21 protein-coding genes and 1 tRNA gene are annotated in these 18282 nt (G+C 70.4%); 10 read left to right on the top strand and 12 right to left on the bottom strand.

Going from position 1 to position 18282, the window contains the following annotated elements; translation table 11 throughout:
- The coding region (locus AX721_RS28110) for an SH3 domain-containing protein (RefSeq protein WP_369808000.1) at nt 1-826 on the top strand (826 nt) is incomplete at its 5' end.
- Here AX721_RS28110 and AX721_RS22400 read toward each other — a convergent pair.
- The 3 genes from AX721_RS22400 to AX721_RS22390 all read right to left on the bottom strand — a co-directional run bounded on the left by AX721_RS22400 (nt 823) and on the right by AX721_RS22390 (nt 3895).
- Entirely contained in the window at nt 823-1626 is an 804-nt protein-coding gene (locus AX721_RS22400) for an NTP transferase domain-containing protein (protein ID WP_068878185.1), read from the bottom strand. The genes AX721_RS28110 and AX721_RS22400 overlap by 4 nt on opposite strands.
- On the bottom strand, nt 1613-2638 hold the full coding sequence (locus tag AX721_RS22395; protein WP_068878184.1) for a phosphoribosylglycinamide synthetase: 1026 nt from the start codon (nt 2636-2638) through the stop codon (nt 1613-1615). Before AX721_RS22395 ends, AX721_RS22400 begins: the two co-directional genes overlap by 14 nt.
- Before the next feature lie 105 nt (nt 2639-2743).
- Entirely contained in the window at nt 2744-3895 is a 1152-nt protein-coding gene (locus tag AX721_RS22390) for a sugar-transfer associated ATP-grasp domain-containing protein (RefSeq protein ID WP_068878183.1), read from the bottom strand.
- Between the two features lie 67 nt (nt 3896-3962).
- On the opposite strand from AX721_RS22390, the gene AX721_RS22385 reads away from it, so the two are divergent.
- Complete coding sequence (locus AX721_RS22385; protein WP_068878182.1) at nt 3963-5111, top strand: glycosyltransferase; 1149 nt, start codon at nt 3963-3965, stop codon at nt 5109-5111.
- Nucleotides 5112-5114: 3 nt separating this feature from the next.
- Here the strand turns inward: AX721_RS22385 and AX721_RS22380 are convergent.
- The 3 genes from AX721_RS22380 to AX721_RS22370 form a co-directional block, all read right to left on the bottom strand.
- Nucleotides 5115-5189, bottom strand: a tRNA-Gly gene (locus AX721_RS22380).
- Nucleotides 5190-5315: 126 nt separating this feature from the next.
- Nucleotides 5316-6059 carry a DUF6065 family protein gene (locus AX721_RS22375; protein WP_068878181.1) on the bottom strand — a complete coding sequence of 248 codons (744 nt, stop codon included), beginning with the start codon at nt 6057-6059 and terminating at the stop codon, nt 5316-5318.
- A 159-nt stretch (nt 6060-6218) separates the two neighbouring features.
- Nucleotides 6219-6887, bottom strand: a complete 669-nt coding sequence (locus tag AX721_RS22370) for a PEPxxWA-CTERM sorting domain-containing protein (RefSeq protein ID WP_068878180.1) — start codon at nt 6885-6887, stop codon at nt 6219-6221.
- 208 nt (nt 6888-7095) lie between these two features.
- Between AX721_RS22370 and AX721_RS22365 the strand changes: the two genes are divergently transcribed.
- From AX721_RS22365 to AX721_RS22350, 4 genes are all read left to right on the top strand, one after another.
- On the top strand, nt 7096-7602 hold the full coding sequence (locus AX721_RS22365; protein WP_068878179.1) for a prolyl-tRNA synthetase associated domain-containing protein: 507 nt from the start codon (nt 7096-7098) through the stop codon (nt 7600-7602).
- 69 nt (nt 7603-7671) lie between these two features.
- Entirely contained in the window at nt 7672-8571 is a 900-nt protein-coding gene (locus AX721_RS22360) for a co-chaperone YbbN (protein ID WP_068878178.1), read from the top strand.
- A gap of 6 nt (nt 8572-8577) precedes the next feature.
- A complete protein-coding gene (locus AX721_RS22355) occupies nt 8578-9231 on the top strand; it encodes an LON peptidase substrate-binding domain-containing protein (protein ID WP_068878177.1) in 654 nt (217 codons plus the stop codon).
- A 9-nt stretch (nt 9232-9240) separates the two neighbouring features.
- A complete protein-coding gene (locus AX721_RS22350) occupies nt 9241-9441 on the top strand; it encodes a Trm112 family protein (protein WP_068878176.1) in 201 nt (66 codons plus the stop codon).
- On the opposite strand, the gene AX721_RS22345 is transcribed toward AX721_RS22350, so the two are convergent.
- A complete protein-coding gene (locus AX721_RS22345; protein WP_156467333.1) occupies nt 9442-10689 on the bottom strand; it encodes a UbiH/UbiF/VisC/COQ6 family ubiquinone biosynthesis hydroxylase in 1248 nt (415 codons plus the stop codon). It lies immediately after the preceding gene.
- A 163-nt stretch (nt 10690-10852) separates the two neighbouring features.
- On the opposite strand from AX721_RS22345, the gene AX721_RS22340 reads away from it, so the two are divergent.
- Genes AX721_RS22340 through AX721_RS22330 form a run of 3 tightly spaced genes read left to right on the top strand, consistent with a single transcriptional unit; the run spans nt 10853 to nt 14199 of the window.
- The gene (locus tag AX721_RS22340) at nt 10853-11959 is read left to right on the top strand and encodes an HlyD family secretion protein (RefSeq protein WP_068878174.1); all 1107 of its coding nucleotides are present in this window, start codon (nt 10853-10855) and stop codon (nt 11957-11959) included.
- 4 nt (nt 11960-11963) lie between these two features.
- Nucleotides 11964-13589: a DHA2 family efflux MFS transporter permease subunit gene (locus AX721_RS22335; RefSeq protein WP_068878173.1), complete on the top strand. Its 1626-nt coding sequence runs from the start codon at nt 11964-11966 to the stop codon at nt 13587-13589.
- 1 nt (nt 13590) lies between these two features.
- On the top strand, nt 13591-14199 hold the full coding sequence (locus tag AX721_RS22330; protein WP_068878172.1) for a TetR/AcrR family transcriptional regulator: 609 nt from the start codon (nt 13591-13593) through the stop codon (nt 14197-14199).
- Between the two features lie 12 nt (nt 14200-14211).
- Here the strand turns inward: AX721_RS22330 and AX721_RS22325 are convergent, their stop codons facing one another.
- The 5 genes from AX721_RS22325 to AX721_RS22305 form a co-directional block, all read right to left on the bottom strand.
- Nucleotides 14212-15033 carry an enoyl-ACP reductase gene (locus tag AX721_RS22325; RefSeq protein ID WP_156467332.1) on the bottom strand — a complete coding sequence of 274 codons (822 nt, stop codon included), beginning with the start codon at nt 15031-15033 and terminating at the stop codon, nt 14212-14214.
- Between the two features lie 98 nt (nt 15034-15131).
- The gene (locus tag AX721_RS22320) at nt 15132-15311 is read right to left on the bottom strand and encodes an oxidoreductase-like domain-containing protein (protein ID WP_068878170.1); all 180 of its coding nucleotides are present in this window, start codon (nt 15309-15311) and stop codon (nt 15132-15134) included.
- A gap of 6 nt (nt 15312-15317) precedes the next feature.
- Nucleotides 15318-16529, bottom strand: a complete 1212-nt coding sequence (gene fabB, locus AX721_RS22315; RefSeq protein WP_068878169.1) for a beta-ketoacyl-ACP synthase I — start codon at nt 16527-16529, stop codon at nt 15318-15320.
- 28 nt (nt 16530-16557) lie between these two features.
- Nucleotides 16558-17085, bottom strand: a complete 528-nt coding sequence (gene fabA / locus AX721_RS22310) for a 3-hydroxyacyl-[acyl-carrier-protein] dehydratase FabA (RefSeq protein WP_068878168.1) — start codon at nt 17083-17085, stop codon at nt 16558-16560.
- Nucleotides 17086-17142: 57 nt separating this feature from the next.
- Nucleotides 17143-17628: an SH3 domain-containing protein gene (locus AX721_RS22305; protein WP_231733173.1), complete on the bottom strand. Its 486-nt coding sequence runs from the start codon at nt 17626-17628 to the stop codon at nt 17143-17145.
- A 155-nt stretch (nt 17629-17783) separates the two neighbouring features.
- Between AX721_RS22305 and AX721_RS22300 the strand changes: the two genes are divergently transcribed.
- Nucleotides 17784-18282: NAD(P)-dependent oxidoreductase (locus AX721_RS22300; protein WP_304440895.1), on the top strand; the 499-nt coding region annotated here is incomplete at its 3' end.

The raw sequence follows: 18282 nt of genomic DNA, 5'->3' as shown, positions 1-18282 counted from the left end.
CGCCGGCCGGCAGCTGACCGTCAGCCGCTCCATCGCCGACAGCGGGGCGGCCCTCGTGGAATGCCGCTCGGCGCAGCTCACCGATATCAACAACCGCCTGGCCACCGCCAGCAACGACAAGGACCGCAAGGCGATCCGGCGCGAGCGCACCGAGCTCACCAGCGCGCTCAAAAAGGACATCGACCTCACCGGCGGCGTCGTCGATCAGCATACCAACATGGCCAAGACCTTCACCCAGGGCCGGGCCATGACCGACGGGACCTCCGAGGCCGAGGTCCTGGGTTCCCAGGCGCCGGCCTATGCCGCCGCGCCCGCGGTGACCAAGTTGTCGATGCCCAAGGGCTCAGGCGCCGGCGCATCCGGCGAGGCGTCCTCCGCCCCGCCCGCCGCGGCCCCGCCGGAGCTGGTGACCGTCAAGGCGGCCGTCGTCCGCTCGGCGCCCGTGGCGTCCGCCGCGCCTGTGAAGAGCCTGCCGGTCGGAAGCGCACTGCAGGCCAGGATCGCCGCCGCCGACGGCGGCTGGTGGGAAGTCGAGGTGGGCGGCCAGACGGGCTACGTCCGCGCCTCGGAAGTCGGCCCGCCGGGATCCGCGCCGGTCCAGACCGCCGCCAGGGGCGGGGCCCGCGGCAAGGGCGCCGCTGCGCGCCCCGCGCCGCCGCCGCCCGCTCCGGTCGGCCCCAGCAACATCCGCGCCTACAACCAGTCGGTCATCGCCGCGCGCGACAACGGCAAGGGCCGCCTGTCGACCCTGATGACCGACATCCAGACGGCGGAGCGCCGCGAGTCGGTGCTCTACGCCTGGCTCTCGAACCTGGGGCTGGGTTAGGCGGCAAGCGCCTGCCGCCGGCGCGCCAGCAGGGCGTCGGCGCAGGCGAAGGTGCGGGCGTTATCCACGTCGATGGCGTGCGATCCGTCCGCCAGCACCACCGGCTCGACCCGCAGTCCGAAGCCGCGGGAAACCCGTCGAAGCGCGCCGACCAGGGTCAGCCGCCCGAGCAGCATGAGCGCCAGGTTGACGGGCCCCAGGGCGGCGATCATCCGCAGCGGCTTCTTGGCGAACTGCCCCCCGCTGCGGAAGCTCTCCGCCGCCCGCAGCGCACGGGGTCCGGCCAGGGCGTAGAGGTTGCAGTTGGAATAGGCGTCGTCGGCGAAGCGGTAGAACCGGCGCTGACCCTCTGGGTGCGCGGCCAGGACCGCGGCCCGCGTCGCCACGGCCAGGGTCACGTCCGCGCCCGCCGCCAACGGGGCCAGCACCGCCTGGACCGCGCCCGGCGTCAGCAGCACGTTGTCCGAGGTCGTGATGAGCATGGGACCGCCGACCCCGACCGCAGCGGCATGGACGCTGTCGGCCAGATTGTCGGCCGCGGTCACGAAGTCCACCGGCGTCCCGCGGGGCATGGCCTCGGCGACGGCCGCTTCGGCCTGCAGCTCCACGACGATGCGGATCCGGGCGAGGCCGGGCGTCGCGAGCAGGGCGTCGACCACGTGGCGGACCAGCGGCGCGCCCTGGATCGGAGCCAGGCTCTTGTTAGCGAACCCAGCCTCGGCGGCCACGGGATCGACGCGCCCGTCCCTCTGCGCGGCCAGCACGATCGCCGTGAACGGCGGGACGTCAGGCCGCGACATCGAACCGCTGTCTCAAGAGGCCCTGGCGGCGCAGGCTCTCGGTCAGGATGGTCTCGATCAGTTCGGCGTGGCTCCAGCCGATCTGGGCGGCCGCCATGGCGATGGTCTTCCGTGACCAGAGATTGCAGTTGAGGTTCACCTCCAGGAACTGGATCGCGCCCCTGGTCACGTCGAGCCGGAACTCGAAGCGCCCGTAGTCGAAAGGCGTGAACTCCCGCATCATCTCGCGCGCCCGCGCTTCGACCGTGGCCAGCACCTGCGGGTCGGCCAGGGGCCGGATCTCGTACGCCTGGCCCGCGGTGAGGTTGCGCTTCTCCTGGTAGGTGCGCAGCAGGCCCGGATCGGCCTGCTCGACGATCTGGGTCGGCAGGATCACAGGCGCGCCGTCGACGGTGACGACGGAGACCTCGATGTCGTGGCCCTCGATGAAGGGCTCGACGATGGCGTCGTGGCCCTCCTCGTGCAGGCGGATGACCGCGGACTGGACGCCCGCCCAGTCGTAGGCGTCGCCGACCCCCCAGCTGGCGGAGCTGGCGTTCGGCTTGATCACATAGCGTTCGGCCGGTGGGACCTGAGCCTCGTCGATCGGCGCGCCCTGGCGGAAGACGGCCCAGGGCGCGGTCGGGACGCCGCGGGCCGCGGCGGCGCGCTTGCTGAGGTGCTTGTCGTCGGCGAGGCCACGCAGGATCGGGCTGGCGCCCAGGTACGGCACTCCCTGCCGCTCGCACAGCAGGGGCAGCATCATCTCGGAATTGAGGAAGCCGCCGCGGTTCAGGAGCGGGAAGACGAAGTCCACCAGCGGCTCGTCGAACAGCACCCGGTAGTCGTCGGCGAGCATCAGGTTCAGGCCCATGGCCTCGAGCGTCGTCCGCATCTCGCGGTGATAGGTGGCGTGCGTGCCGTCCTCCGGGTGCAGGCCGCCCTCCCAGCGGGCGTGTTTGGCGATGAACAGGATCCTGAGGGCGCGCTTGAGGCTCGCCGGAATGCTTCGCGGCGCCGGGTGACGGCTCATCGGATTCTCCCCCATCCGTGGACCGGCGAGCGGTCGGCTCCCCATGGCCGACTCCGGGACGACGGGCCCTCCGTCCTGAGGTACCGGGCCGGCGTGACGTCTCCGCTACGCTTTGTTGGCAAGATGATGAGCGAGCAGCTCGCCGTAGCGGCCCTCGCCCAGGCCCCGCCGGGCGGCGCGCTGGGGCATCAGGACGCCGGGCTTGCCGTTGCCCTCGATCAGCAGGGGGCCCTCCGGCGTCATGGCGATGTCCCAGCCGACGAGCACGTAGTCGCCGAAGGCGCCCGCATGGGCCCGGACCGCCAGCGCCTTCACGCCGTCCCAGTCGGGCAGCCTGCAGCCCACGATCGGGGCGCCCGTCACCGGATGCGTTTCGTGATCGCCCCCGCCATAGCCCTTGCAGGCAAGACCGAGGGCGCCGTCCGCCAGGTCAACCGCCGAGATCAGGCCGCCGGCCTTCATGTTGTCCACCCGGGCCGCCGGGTCCGAGGCGAAGCGGAACGTCGCGCTGACCACTTCCGGCGCGCCCGCCTCGTCCAGGATGGTCACCACCCGGACGGTGGGCAGGGCGCCCAGCGCAAGGTCGCACAGGGCTGGATGGGTGGCGACGCGCGGCTGCACCACGAAGGACCCGCGCGCGGCCCTCAGGGCCTCGGGCAGCCGGGCGGCCAGGTCGGCGGCGTTCGCGAACGCGCCCAGCACCGTCAGGCCGTCGCCGCCTTCGCCGAGGGCCGGCTTGGCGACCAGCTCGCGGCCCGCCGGATCGGCGCCGGGCGCCAAGCGGTCCCGCGTAACGATCGCCACGACCTCCGGATGCGGCAGGCCGGCGGCGCGGCACCGTTCGTAGAACAGCGCCTTGTCGGCAAGGGCGCAGCCCGCGGTCCAGCCGAGTGGGTTGATACGCTTGTTGAGGGCCGCATCCTCGAAGCGGCGGATATAGCCGTCCAGCGCCGCGGCCTGCTCGATCCGGAACAGGGCCACGTCCTGCGGGTCGGCGAACCGCGCCCGGGCGATCTGGACCGCCCGCGCCCGCCACGCCGGGTCCAGCCCGAACTTCCGCTGCACCTTGCGGGCCCGCCACGGAATCCAGGCGCGGAAACCCAGGCCCACCGCGGCGTCCAGGACGGCGCGGAGCGCCCCGCGCTTCGCCCGCCGCCGCCGATAGTGATCGGCCAGGAAGCCGCCGCTCACCGGCGCCAGCACGCCCGGATAGATCGCGTAGGCCTTCTTGAGGAAGTAGAGCCGATCGTACCCCATCCGGCGCCCTAGCATCGGATTGTTACAATCACCCGGTAGCGCACGTGACACAGGGCCGGAGCCGCCGATGCGCCACGTCTACCTCTACGTCCATGACCTGCGATCCAGCGGCGTGGTGCGCAACGCCCTCGATTTCGCCAGGCGGCTGTCGCAGGACCATCCCACGACCCTGGTCGCCGGCTATGGCCAGGGGTTCTTCGCCGAGGAGGCGGCGCGCGGCCCGTTCCGGCTCAAGGTCCTGGCCGATCGGGAGGCCGCGTTCGGGCGCGGTGTCGCCGCCCTGCGGCTGCGCGCCTGGCTTTCGAACCAGCCGGGCGGCGTCCTGATGTCGGTGGGCAACATGGGCCACTGGACGCCGTTCCTGGCCTGCCAGGGCCTTTCCCGCATCGCCCGCATCTATTGCATCAGCAATGAGGTGGCGCGCGACGACGGCCTGAGGAGCCGGATCCGGCTGGCCTGGATGGCGGCGCTGATCCGCGACGCGGCGCGGATCGTCGTCGTGGGCCGGGCGATGCGGCGGCTGCCGCTGTTCGCGCGCGCCATCGCGTCCGGACGGGCGGCCGAGCTGCCGAACGGGGTCGACAACGCGCGGGCGGTGCGGCTCGCCGGCGCGCCCGCGCCGCACCCGTGGCTGGAGGAGCCGATCCCCGTCGTCATGGGGATCGGACGGCTGCGCCCACAGAAGAACTTCGACCTGCTGATCGAGGCGATAGGCCGGGCGCGCGCGGCGCGCCGCCTGCGCCTGGTGATCATCGGCGGCGGCTCGGACGAGGAGCGCGCCCGGCTGACGGGCCTCGCCCAAGCCGCGGGGCTCGGTCACGACTTCCTGCTGGCGGGCGAGACGGACAACGTCTTCGCCTGGCTGTCCCGGGCGGCCGTGTTCGCCCTGCCGTCGCGGTGGGAAACCTCGTCCCTGGCCCTGCTCGAAGCCCTGGCGGCCGGAACGCCGGTGGTGGCCTCGCGGCTGGCTGGCGATGCGGCCATGGTGCTGGACGAGGGTCGCTATGGGCTGCTCTTCGACGGCGACGACCCGGACGCCCTAGCGCAGGCGGTGCTGGCCCAGGCGCAGGCGCCCGTGCGGCCCGACAAGCGGGCCCTGGCCTACGACCTCGGCCTTACGAACGGCCTCTATGCGGAACTGGTGGACGAGGTGCTCGCGGCGGCGGAGATGCGAACGGCGGCCCGAAGGCCGCCGCTGGTTCGCCGATCGGCTTGAATTTGGAGCGGGCGAGGCGATTCGAACGCCCGACCCCAACCTTGGCAAGGTTGTGCTCTACCCCTGAGCTACGCCCGCGCTCCGTAGGGGCGATAGTCAGCCCCAAATGCGAGAGGCGGCCTTATGGCAGACGGCCCCGGCCTTTGCAAGCGGGCCGGAGCCGCATTTTTTCAGGCGGCCAGACAGGGTCGCGACAGCCCTGTTCTAACGGAACTTCGGGGCCTTCAGCCGGCGCTTGTTCACATGGCCTTCCGGCGCCTCGGCCTTCACTTCCTCGGGGTACTCGCCCTTGAAGTAGTAGCGTTGCCAGGCCTCCTTGGTGGCCTCGGGATCGCCCCGGAAGATCCGTTGGTTGAACTCGCTGCGGTGCTTTTCCCAGACGTCGTACTGGTGGCGCAGCTCCGGGTCGGAATCCATGCGGCGGATCACCGGCTGGATCTCGTGCAGCGTGTGGTCCTGCAGCAGGGTGATGAAGCAGAAGGGCTCGCCCTTCTCGAACCGGACGCGGCCGGGGCGGGTGAAGATCCAGTTCATCGTGAAGGGGAACGGCAGCCAGTCGGTCTCCACCACGCCGGCCAGCGGCTGGATCCCGTCCTTCACATGGTTCGGCGGGCCCATGGCCATCATCGACCAGCCTGGCGGCGTGCGGAACAGGTAGCCGGGGTGCAGGGTCAGCACGCCGTGGCTGAAGTGGCTGGTGGCCAGCCGGTGGAAGTCCGGGTTGGGATAGTCCGGCTTCAGGGTAAGGTCGGACTGCATCAGCCCGCCGTTCCACTCCGCCGTGAAGGCCACGGGGCAGAGGATCTCCCAGCCGGACGAATTGGCCATGTTGAGCGGCAGGCACCGGTAGGGATGGCGGGCGGTGAAGGCGTCCATCCAGGCCCGCTGCGGGCGGCCCGGCACGATCTCCGGGGGCCGCTCGGTGGTGGGGAAGCACTCAAGTTCCATGGACCCTCGCTCTCGCTGCCAGCGAGACCCTTAAGCGCGGCCCTGGCGGTCCGTCCAGTGGACGACCCGCGCTCCAGACAAGGAAAAGCCCCGGCCGCTTGCGCGACCGGGGCTGTCCCTTTGCCCCGGGAACCCGAAGGTTCCCGAATGGCGTAATGCTTAGGCCAGAGCCGCCTTGCGACGACGGAGCATGGCGCCAGCGCCGCCGAAGCCCATGATCATCAGGGCCCAGGTGCCGGGTTCCGGAACCATAGCCACGTTGCCGGCGATGCCGTCGAACTCGAAGGCGTTCGTGTCGCCCGTGCCGAAGGTGATCGAGGTCACCTTAGCGCCGCCGAAATCGTAGTACACGCGGTAGCCGAGCGTACGGTCACCCGTACCGGCCGGCGAGCCGCCCCAGATTTCTTCGCCCGAGAAGGTCTGGCTGCCGCCGCCCAGCAGGTTGAAGGTCAGGGTGTTGTAGCTGTCCGGCGAGCCCAGATAGAAGCTGAACGTCGACAGATAGAAGCCCGGCAGGGTCGAGAAGGTGCCGACCGTGTTTTCCTGGACCGAGGCGTACTTGGTGTTGTCGCCCGTCACGCTGCCGCCGTAGGGCGGGGAAGCCGAGGTCGAGCCGGTCTGCGGACCCTGCAGCACATTGCCGACATAGGTCACGTTCGGGTCGGCGATGGCGTCGAAGTCATAGATCATGACGCCTTGGCCGCCGGCGATCGGACCGAAGAGGTTGCCCTCCTCGATGTAGTTCACCGTGATGGCGGCGTTCGCGGCGGAAGCCGCAGCCAGAATGCCAAACGCGGCGGAAGCCGCGGCAAGCGTACGAATCTTCATCTTGTCTTCCCCAACGTCTGGCCCCCACCACATGTCGGAGGCGACCTTCAGACTTAACAATATATGAATGCCCAGCGCTCTGCGACTCGATTCGCCTAACAAGCGTATGTCAGAAAGAAGCGCCGTGGTTTCAATCGGTTGCTGTCAAGTCGCCCCGGTGTTCCAGGGGCGATTCGTCGCACGGCGCAGCTTTGTTATGACGGGGTCCATGAAGCGCTGCAATGACCTTCTTGCTTTCCTGGCGGCCCGCGGAATCGACGCCGTCACGCATCACCACCCGGCCGTCTTCACCGTGGACGAGGGCGAGGACATCAAGGCCCGGATTCCCGGGGCCCATACCAAGAACCTGTTCCTCAAGGACGCCAAGCGCCAGCTCTGGCTGATCTCGGCCGAGGGCCACGCCCGAATCGACCTGAAGCGGCTGCACACGGTGATCGGCTCGGCCCGCCTCTCGTTCGGGAGCCCTGAGCTGATGGGCGAGACCCTGGGCGTGGCGCCGGGCTCGGTGACCGCCTTCGGCCTGATCAACGACCGAGACCGCCGCGTCCGCTTCGTCATGGATCAGACCCTGGCCGAGGCCGACCGGCTGAACTTCCACCCCCTCGTCAACACGGCGACGACCACGGTCACCCGCGAGGGGTTCCGCGCCTTCCTGGCCGCGCTGGATGTCCGGCCGATCATCGTGGATTTCGCCTCTATGACCCGCATCGACTAGCGCCCGGCCCCCGTTGCGACCATCTTGGCGACAGGACGTTAGAGACCAAGTGACAGGGGACTTCCGGGCATGACCCTCATCGGGGAAACCCAAGGCGCGCCGGCCGCCGCCGATCTGATCAAGGACGCCACCGACGCGAGCTTCATCGCCGACGTCGTCGAGGCGTCGAAGACCACGCCGGTCATCGTCGACTTCTGGGCCACGTGGTGCGGACCATGCCGCCAGCTGGGCCCCGCCCTGGAAAAGGCCGTGCTCGCGGCAAAGGGCGCGGTGAAGCTCGTCAAGGTCGACATCGACAAGAACCCCGCCTACGCGGGCCAGCTGCGCGTGCAATCGATCCCGGCGGTGTTCGCGTTCGTCGACGGTCGGCCCGTGGACGGCTTCATGGGCGCCCTGCCGGACAGCCAGGTGAAACAGTTCGTCGACCGCCTGGCCAAGCAGGGCGGCGCCTCGCCCATCGATGAGCTGCTGAGCATGGCGAAGGAGTCGCTGGAACTGGGCGACGCCGGCGGGGCGGCCCAGGCCTACGCCCAGGCCCTGCAGATGGACCCGGCCAACGTCAAGGCGATCGGCGGCATGGCGCGCGTGCTGCAGCAGGCCGGCGATCTCGACCAGGCCCGGCAGGTGCTGGACATGGCGCCGCCGGACGCGAAGGATCCCGACATCGACGCGGTCCGCGCGGCCCTGGCCCTGGCCGATCAGGCCCCCTCCGAGACGGCCGAGTTCGAGGCCCGGATCCTGGCCGACGCCGACGACCACGAGGCGCGGCTCGAGTACGCCAAGGCGCTGGCCGCGTCCGGCCAGATGCACGAGGCGGTCGACCAGCTTATCGAGAGCATCCGCCGCGACCGCGAGTGGAACGACCAGGCCGCCCGCAAGCAGCTCCTCACCATCTTCGAGGCCGCCGGACCCATGTCGGACGTCGCCAAGCAGGGCCGGCGCAAGCTTTCGACCATCCTGTTCAGTTGAGGCGCGATGGCCCCCTACCGTCAGCTTTCCGACCTGCCGCAGCTTATTCCGGTGTTCCCGCTGGATGGGGCCCTGCTGCTGCCCGGCGGTGAACTGCCGCTGCAGATCTTCGAGCCGCGCTACCTCAACATGGTCGACGACGCCATGGCCGGCGACCGGGTGATCGGGATGATCCAGACGCGGGGCGGCAGCCGTGCGCGTCCGAAATTGTCAGGGGTCGGCTGCCTGGGCCGGATCACCAGCTACGCCGAGACCGCCGACGGCCGGTACATGATCACCCTGACCGGCGTCTGCCGCTTCGAGGCCGGCGAGGAGCTGGACCTGCGGCTTCCATATCGCCAGCTGCGCGCGAACTACGACCGCTTCCGCGTCGACCTCGCGGACGAGGAGGCGGGCGCGACCGAGGCCGCCCGCGCACGGTTCGCGACGGCGCTGAAGCGCTACCTCAATCGCCGCGAGCTGGACATCGACTGGGAGACCGCCAGCGAGGCGCCGCTGGAAGCCCTGGTGAACAGCCTCTGCATGGGCTTGCCGTTCGAGCCGGCCGAGAAGCAGGCCTTCCTGGAGGCGCCCGATCTGGCCAGCCGGTTCGAGGTGCTGACCACCCTGCTCGAGATCGACGCCTCCGATCCGGATGACGAGCCTCATCAGCTGCAGTAGAGGGACGCCATGAGCGATCCTGCGCCCGCCCTCGACGTCGATCCCCGCCTGCTGGAAATCCTGGTCTGCCCGGTCACCCGCGGACCGCTGGCGTACGACCGCGCCCGGCAGGAGCTCGTCAGCAAGGGCGCCCGCCTGGCCTACCCGATCCGGGACGGCGTGCCGATCATGCTGCCCGAGGAAGCCCGCCCGCTGGGCGAGGGCGAGTAGCTACAGGGCCTCGCCGCGCAGCAGCCGGGGCAGGTCGCCCACCGCGCCCCCGGCCTCGTGCATGAAGAACCGCCGCGCCGGAGCGATCCGGTTCACCGCCGCCATGCCCGCCCCGCGCGCCAGGCGCAGCAGCGGGTTGTCGTTCGAGAACAGGCGGACGAAGGCGTCCATCCCCGCCGAGAGGGTCACGGTGTCGAAGCGTCGCCAGGCGGCGTAGCGCTCGAGTACGACCTCCGAGCCGATGTCCTCGCCCACGCGGACCGCATCGACGAGGACCTCGGCGAGGGCGGCGGCGCCCTTGAGGCCCAGGTTCAGGCCCTGGCCTGCGATCGGATGCACCCCGTGGGCGGCGTCGCCCAGCAAGGCCACCCGCGGCGCCGCGAACCGCTCGGCAAGCTGGAGGCTGAGCGGGTAGGTGAAGACCGGCCCCTCGACGGCGACGGCGCCCAGGAATTCCCCGAATCGGCGCTCCAGATGCGCCTGGAACACCTCCGGCCGCGCGGCGGCCAGGGCGGCGCCCCGGGCCGTGCTTTCCGTCCAGACCAGGCTGGCGCGGTCGTCGGTCAGCGGCAGGATCGCGAACGGTCCGCCCGGCAGGAAGTACTCGTAGGCCACGCCCTCGTGAGGACGTTCCAGCCGCACCGTCGCGACCACGCCGGCCTGGCGATAGTCCCAGCCGATGGCGCCGATGCCGGCCGCGGAGCGGATGACCGACCCCCGGCCCTCCGCGCCCACTACGAGCGGGGCGCGTAGCACGCGTCCATCGGACAGGGTCACCTCGGCGAGGCGGGGGCCGAAGGTCGCGCCCGTGACCCGCGCGGGGGCCAGCACCTCGATCCCCGCCGCCTCGACCGCCGCCGCCAGCGCCACGCGGCTGCGGCGGTTCTCCAGCAGGTAGCCCAGGGGTTCGCCGTCCGAACGGTCGGCGATCTCGCTGGAGTCGAAGCGAAGGAAGAACGGCAGGGGGCCGCCCGACGCCGCGCCTGGCGTGGTCCCGTCGGTGACCAGGATCTGCTCGATCCGCTGGGCGTGCGGCTCCATCGCCTCGCCCAGGCCCAGCGCCTTCCACTGGCGGAACGCGGCATAGGCGATCGCCGAGGCGCGCCCATCGAAGGTCGGCGCCAGCTGGGCGTCGAAGGCCACCGGATCGACGAGGACCGGCTTCAGCCCCGCCCGCGCCAAGGACAGGGCGAGAGTCGCGCCGGCGATACCGGCGCCCGCGATGATGACGTCTGCGTCCTGGCTCATGGCGGGGATAGGCCACGAAACCCCGCCCCGCATCAAGCAGTCGCCGCCGGCGAAGCATGGACGCCTGCGTCCATTCTTCACTTGCAGCCGTTTCCGCGCAGGCCTATCTCGGACGGCAGATTGGACCGCAGAGTCCACTTTTCGTTCGAGAGGCGTTCGCCGAATGGCCGGTATGCCGAGAGGTCGCATCGTTCCCCTCGCCGCGGGCGGGGTGGCCGCCGTCGCCGTCGCCGTGGGCGGCGGGCTCTGGTGGCTCGACCGCCAGAAGTACGAGACCACCGACAACGCCTTCGTGGCGGCCGACAAGGTGACGGTCGCGCCGCTGGTGGACGGCTACGTGGCCGAGGTTCTGGTCGACGACAACCAGGCCGTTAGCCCCGGCCAGGTCCTGGTCCGGATCGATCCCGCCACCTTGCGGGCGCGCCTCGCCCAGGCCGAAGCCAACGCCCAGGCCCTGGAGGCGGCCATCAGCGCGGTCGACGACAAGGCCCGGCTGGAACAGGCCATGATCGCCCAGCGGGCGGCCGCGGTGGACAGCGCCCAGGCTCAGGCCAAGTGGGCCGACAGCGAGCTGAAGCGGTACGGCTCCCTCGCGGGCGAAGGATGGGTGTCGCCCCAGCGGGCGCAGACCGCCCGCACCGCCCAGGAGCAGGCCGTGGCCGCCGTCGGCCAGGCCCGCGCCGCGCTGGAGGCCGAACGCCGCGCCGCCCAGTCGCTGGGCTCGGCGCGGGAGCAGAGCGTCGCCCAGGCGGCGGCGGCCCGGGCGGCCGCCGAGCAGACCCGGATCGACCTTTCACGCACCGAGATCCGCGCCCCCGTGGCCGGCGTCGTCGGTGCGCGCGCCGTGCGGGTGGGCCAGTACGTGCGGCCGGGCGGCGCTCTGATGAGTATCGTGCCGCTGGCCGACGCCTATGTGGTGGCGAACTTCAAGGAAACCCAGGTCTCCCGCCTGCGGATCGGCCAGCCGGTGGAGATCCATGCCGACGCCTTCGGCAACACGGCGATCAAGGGCCGGATCGACAGCTTCGCCCCGGCCACAGGCGCCGAGTTCGCCCTGATCCCGGTCGAGAACGCCGTCGGCAACTTCACCAAGATCACCCAGCGCCTGCCGGTCCGCATCGCCATCGACCGCAACCAGAAGCTGGCCGGCGGCCTGCGCCCCGGCCTGTCGCTGAAGGTGAAGGTGGACGTCACCCGGGACACCGGCCCCTCGTTCGCCGAGGCCGGCCAGACCCCGGCGCGCTTCGCCCGTCAGGGCGCCCAGAACTAGTCCCGTGACCGACGCGGTCCTTCCCCCCGACCCGGCCCGGGCCCGCAAGCCCGAGGCCCCCGCCGTGCTGGGCGCCGACGGCTCGCACGTCGATTGGGTGAAGGTGTTCCTGGGCTTCGGCGGGATGGTCATCGGCCAGTTCATGGCCATGCTCGACATCCAGATCGTCGCCAGCTCCCTGGTCCAGATCCAATCGGGAATCGGGGCCACGGCGGACGAGATCAGCTGGGTGCAGACGATCTACCTGCTGGCCGAGGTCGTGATCATGCCACTCACGGCCTACCTCACCAAGATGTGGGGCACGCGGTCGTTCTATGTTATCGCCGTGATCGGTTTCATCGTCACCTCGGTGGCGGTGGGCCTGTCGTCCTCGGTGGCGATGATGATCGTCTTCCGCGCGCTGCAAGGGCTGTTCGCCGGGGCGATGATCCCGCCGGTCTTCGCCACCGCCATGACGGTCTTCCCGCCCGAGCGCCGCATCACCGCTAACGTCATCGTCGGCCTGATCGTGACCCTCTCCTCGACCATCGGCCCGACGCTGGGCGGCCACCTCACCGACCTTCTGAGCTGGCGCTGGCTCTTCTTCATCAACATCCCGGTGGGAGTTCTGGTGATCTTCCTGGTCGGGCGCTACGCCAACTTCGACAAGGGCGACCCCAGCCTCTCCAAGGGCATCGACTGGTGGGGACTGGGCCTCATGACGGTGTTCCTGCTCTCGATGCAATACGTGCTGGAAGAGGGCAGCAGCGAGGGCTGGTTCGAGGACGGCGTCATCCTGTGGCTGACGGTCCTGGCCGCCCTGACCGGCGTCGCCTTCATCTGGCGCCAGCTCACCTACTGGCAGCCGATCGTCTCCCTCGCGCCGTTCCGCGACCGCAACTTCAGCCTCGGCATCGTGATGACCTTCGTCACGGGGGTCAGCCTGTTCGGCGGCACGTTCCTGATGCCGATCTTCCTGGGACAGGTGCGGGGCTTCTCCTCGGCCGAAGTGGGCAACACCATGCTCGTCTCGGGCCTGACCATGTTCCTGTCCGCGCCGATCGCCGGCCGCTTCGTCCGCATGATGGACGCGCGCATCGCCATGATCGGCGGTTTCGCCCTGGCGGCCTGGGCGATCCAGCTCGGCGTGCGCGTCACCGACGAGTGGGGGTTCAACGAGTTCTTCGTGCTGCAGGTCGCCCGGGGCCTCGGCACGATGGTGGCGATGATCGCCGCCCAGCAGATGAGCGTCGCCTCGCTGCCGGTCACCATGATGAAGGACGCCTCCGGCCTCATAAACCTGATCCGCAACGTCGCCGGCGCCATCGGCCTGGCCATGCTGACCACCATCCTCAGCCACCAGGGGGCGGTCCACTACATGGACCTGGCCAGCGCCGCCGGGCAGGCCAACGCCTCCAGCGCCGCGATGCTGGACGGCCTCACCGCCATGATGACGGAGGGCGGGATGGCCGACCCCGAGGGCACGGCCCGCAAGGCGATGAGCGCCATGCTCCACCGTCAGGCCGCGGTGCTCAGCTTCGGCGACGCCTTCGCGGTCCTGGCCCTGGCCTGCTGGGTCGCCGTCGGCCTGGCCTTCTTCGCCCGGCCCGGCCCGGCGATGCCGGGGCCCTCGCAGGGTGGCGGGCACTGACATGCCGCGCATCGCCGGCCAGATCGACGTCGCCAAGAACGAGGCGATCCTCGACGCCGCCATCGAGGTGATGAGCGAGAAGGGCCTGGGCGCGCCGCTGGCCGAGATTGCGCGGCGGGCCTGCGTCTCGAAGCAGACGATCTACAACCACTACGGCTCGAAGGCCGAACTGGCGCGGGCCATGTCCGAGCGCCGCGCGAACGAGGTCGCCGAGATCCTGGACGCGCCGGAGGCCATCGAGAACCCGGCCGAGACCCTCGCCGGCTACGCCCGACTGCTGCTCCGCGCCGTGCTCAATCCCCGCGGCATGGCCATCTATCGCATGGCCATGACCGCCGTCTCGACGATGCCGGACGTGGCCCTGGCGATCTACGAGGCCGGGCCGCGCACCAGCCGGCTGAGGCTGGCCGAGTTCCTGCGCCTGGAGACGGCGGCCGGCCGATTGCGAATTGCGGACCCGTTGCAGGCGGCGGAGTTCTTCGCCGGCATGGTGCTCGGCCGCTACCAGACCCCGACGCTTCTGGGCGTTTCCGTCGGTCTCACCGACGACGAGATCGAACAGGTCGCCCAGGAGGCCGCGGCCCGCTTCATGCGCGCCTACGCGCCCTGAGGCGCGCCGATCCTAGCCCTCGCCGCCCTCATCGTCCGAGAAGCCCATGATGTGGAAGCCGGCGTCCACGTGGATCACCTCGCCGGTCGTCGACTTGCCGAGGTCGGACAGAAGCCACAGCGCCGCGCCGGCCACGCCTTCCATGGAGGTGTCCTCCTTCATGGCCGAGAACGAGCGGCCCTTGCCCAGCAATGCGCGGCCGCCCGAGATGCCGGCCAGGGACAGCGTCTTCATGGCGCCGGGCGACAGGGCGTTCACCCGGATGCCCTTGGGGCCCAGGTCGCGCGCCGCATAGCGGGTCGCCGCCTCCAGCGCCGCCTTGGCCACGCCCATGGTGTTGTAGTTCGGGATCGCCCGCTCCGAGCCCATGTAGGTCAGGGTCGCGATCGAGCCGCCCGTCTCGGGCATCAGCGCCGCCGCGCGCCGGGCGCAGTCGACGAAGCTGAACGCCGAGATGTTCATCGCCCGCAGGAAGCCCTCGCGCGTGGTGTTGTCCACGAAGCTGCCCTTCAGCTCGTCCTTGTTGGCGAAGGCGATGGCGTGGAGGAAGAAGTCGATCTGCCCGAAGGTCTTGGCCACCGCGCCGAAGGCCGCGTCCATCGACGCGTCGTCGGTGACGTCGGCGGCCACGATCAGCTTGGCGTTCACGCTCTCGGCCAGCGGCGTCACGCGGCGCTCCATGCCCGGCAGGTGCATGAAGGCCAGGTCCGCGCCCTGGGCGGCCAGCTGGCTGGCGATGCCCCAGGCGATGGACTGGTGGTTGGCGACCCCGGTGATGACCCCCCGCTTGCCCTTCATCAGGGTCCCGGTCGGCATCTGGTATTCGTCGGCCACGTGGTGTTCTCCCATCCGTCGTTGGGCGGTTTGTGGCCGATCCCCCCTCCCCTGTCATCCCGGTTTCGCCGCACGGGAAACCGGATGACGCGGCGAGTTCAACGTTGCATCTGCGCCGCCAGCACTTCCGCCGGATCGCCGCCGAGCGCCCGGACGCGCGCCTCCCAGCGCTCCAGGGCGTCGTAGTAGTAGTCGAATATGCACGGGCAGCAGCCGCGCTTGCAGCACTCGTAGTCCTGCGGCTTGTCGGGCGGGCGCGGATACGCCGGCTCGGCCACCGGCTCCTACGCCCGCGCCATCACCAGGCAGCCGTTGGTGCCGCCGAACCCGAACGAGTTGCTCATCACGGTCTCCAGCTGCCGGTCCTCGCGCTCGCGCACGATGGGCAGGTCGGCGAAGGCCGGGTCCAGGTTCTCGATGTGGGCGCTCTCGGCAACGAAGCCATTGTTGAGCATCAAGAGGCTGTAGATCGCCTCCTGCGCCCCGGCGGCGCCCAGGGAGTGGCCGGTCAGGCTCTTGGTCGACGAGATCAGCGGGGCCTTGTCGCCGAAGACGGCGCGCACGGCCTCCATCTCCTTCTGGTCGCCCACGGGCGTCGAGGTGCCGTGCGGGTTCAGGTAGTCGATGGTCCGGTCGCCGATGGTGGACATGGCCAGCTTCATGCAACGGGCCGCGCCTTCGCCCGACGGGGCGACCATGTCGTAGCCGTCGGAATTGGCCGCATAGCCGACGATCTCGCCGTAGATCTTGGCGCCGCGCGCCTTCGCCCGCTCCATCTCCTCCAGCACCACCACGCCTGCCCCGCCCGCGATGACGAAGCCGTCCCGGTCGCGGTCGTAGGCGCGGCTGGCCACGGCCGGCCGGTCGTTGAAGTTCGAGCTCATGGCGCCCATGGCGTCGAACATGACGCTGAGCGTCCAGTCCAGCTCCTCGACGCCGCCGGCGAACACCACGTCCTGCTTGCCCATCAGGATCTGCTCGTAGCCGACCCCGATGCAGTGGGCCGAGGTGGCGCAGGCCGAGCTGATGGAGAAGTTCAGCCCGCGGATCTTGAACCAGGTGGCCAGGGTCGCCGAGGCGCCCGAGCTCATGGCCTTGGGCACGGCGAAGGGGCCGACCCGCTTGGGCCCGCGCTCGCGCGCTGTGGCCGCGGCCTCGACGATGGTGCGGGTCGAGGGGCCGCCAGCGCCGACGATCAGGCCGGTGCGCTCATGGCTGACCTCGTTCTCCTCCAGGCCGGAATCCGCGATCGCCTGCTCCATGGCGATATGGCCATAGGCCGTGCCCTGCGCCAGGAACCGCGCCGCGCGCCGGTCGACCATCGACTCCCAGTCGATGACCGGGGCGGCGTGCACCTGGCAGCGGAAGCCAAGCTCCGCGTATTCCGGCGCGGCGCTGATGCCGGACCTGGCTTCGCGCAGGGACGCCAGCACCTCATTGGTGTTGTTCCCGATGGACGAGACGATCCCCATCCCGGTGACGGCCACGCGCCGCATAGAGTGTCTCCTCCGACTGCCGCCCGGCTCAGGCCAGGTCTTCCGGCTTGAACAGGCCGACCCGCAGGTCGCTGGCTTCATAGATGGGCTTGCCGTCGGCCAGGAGAACCCCGTCGCCCACGCCCATCACGAGTTTGCGCATGATCACCCGCTTCAGGTCGATCTTGTAGGTGACCTTCTGGACCTTCGGGGTGACCTGGCCGGTGAACTTCACCTCGCCCACGCCCAGGGCGCGACCACGGCCCGGCGCCCCCGACCATCCCAGGAAGAAGCCCACGAGCTGCCACATGGCGTCCAGGCCCAGGCAGCCGGGCATCACGGGGTCGCCAATGAAGTGGCAGGCGAAGAACCAAAGGTCGTCGCGGATATCCAGCTCGGCCTCGACGTAGCCCTTCCCGTGCGCGCCGCCGGTCCCGGTGATCTCGGTGATGCGGTCGAACATCAGCATGGGCGGGGCCGGCAGCTGGGCGTTGCCCGGGCCGAACATCTCGCCACGCCCGCACGCCAGCAACTCTTCGCGCGTGTAGCTGGAGGGCCGGGTCGCTGCGTCGGTCATTCGAGGAAGCCTTGGTTCTTCAGGAGGGCCGGGCCTAGCACAGGCGGCAAGCTCGCCTCAACGACATTGCAGGGCTTCGGCCGTTCCCCAAAGGGTCCCCTGGCGCACCCAGCCGGAGGCGCCGTCGGTCTTCACCTTGCACCAGCCCTTCTCGCAACGGGTAAGGCTGGCCATGGCGCGAACGTTGAGGAAGGCCGCCGGTTCCGCCCCGGCCTTGGGCTTGCGCAGCAGGGGCGCTGGCCGGTTCAGGGTGTTGATCACGCCGCGCCGGCCGTCGGTGACCCGCTTGTGGACCCAGGCCAGGCCGCCTTCGGGATCGCACACCCGGCGCCACTCCGCCGTCTCGGCCACCACCTGCACCGGCAGGCCCCGCGTGCGGTAGACCCACAGCAGGCGATGATCGTCGCCGGGGCCGGAGCGGGCGTTGACCTTGCCGAACTTGAGGGTGACGTAGCGCGGCACCGGATAGCCCGAGGGCGTCGGGCGATCGGCCGCCCAGGCCGCCTGCTGCGCCGCCGGGGAGGCCGCCAGCGTGAGCGCCAAGATGACCGGCGCCGCCTTCAGCCTGGACCTCGACCCCAATCCGCACCCCTAAAGGACCGGCCTCGCCTTGGCCGTGCCGGGCCCCTTTGCTAAGGGTTCCGCAATTCGACGCGCCAGGATCGGCGCAGGAAACGCACCCTTTTTCCCGTAGGCACATGCCCGCCCGCAAGCCGAAAGTCATCGTCACGCGCAAACTGCCGGACTCGGTCGAGACCCGGATGCGCGAGCTCTTCGACACCGAACTCAACGTTTCGGACGAGCCGTTCACCCGCAAGGCGCTCATCGAGGCGGTGGGCCGCTGCGACGTGCTGGCCTCGACCATCACCGACAAGATCGACGCCGGGCTGATCGAGAAGGCCGGCGAGCGGCTGAAGCTGATCGCCAATTTCGGGGCGGGGGTCGATCACATCGACGTGGCCGCCGCCAACGCCCGCGGGATCGCGGTGACCAATACGCCCGGCGTCCTGACCGAGGACACCGCCGACCTGACGCTGACCCTGATGATGGCCACGCTGCGGCGGGTGATCGAGGGGGCGAACGCCGTCCAGGCGGGCGAGTTCACCGGCTGGGCCCCCACCTGGATGCTGGGCCGGCGGATCACCGGCAAGCGCCTGGGGATCATCGGGATGGGGCGGATCGGATCGGCGGTAGCCC

Origin of the sequence: Phenylobacterium sp. CCH9-H3, from assembly GCF_001557235.1 — a bacterium.
In the GTDB taxonomy this organism is placed as follows: domain Bacteria; phylum Pseudomonadota; class Alphaproteobacteria; order Caulobacterales; family Caulobacteraceae; genus Phenylobacterium.
This window is presented reverse-complemented; position numbering and strand designations above follow the sequence as displayed.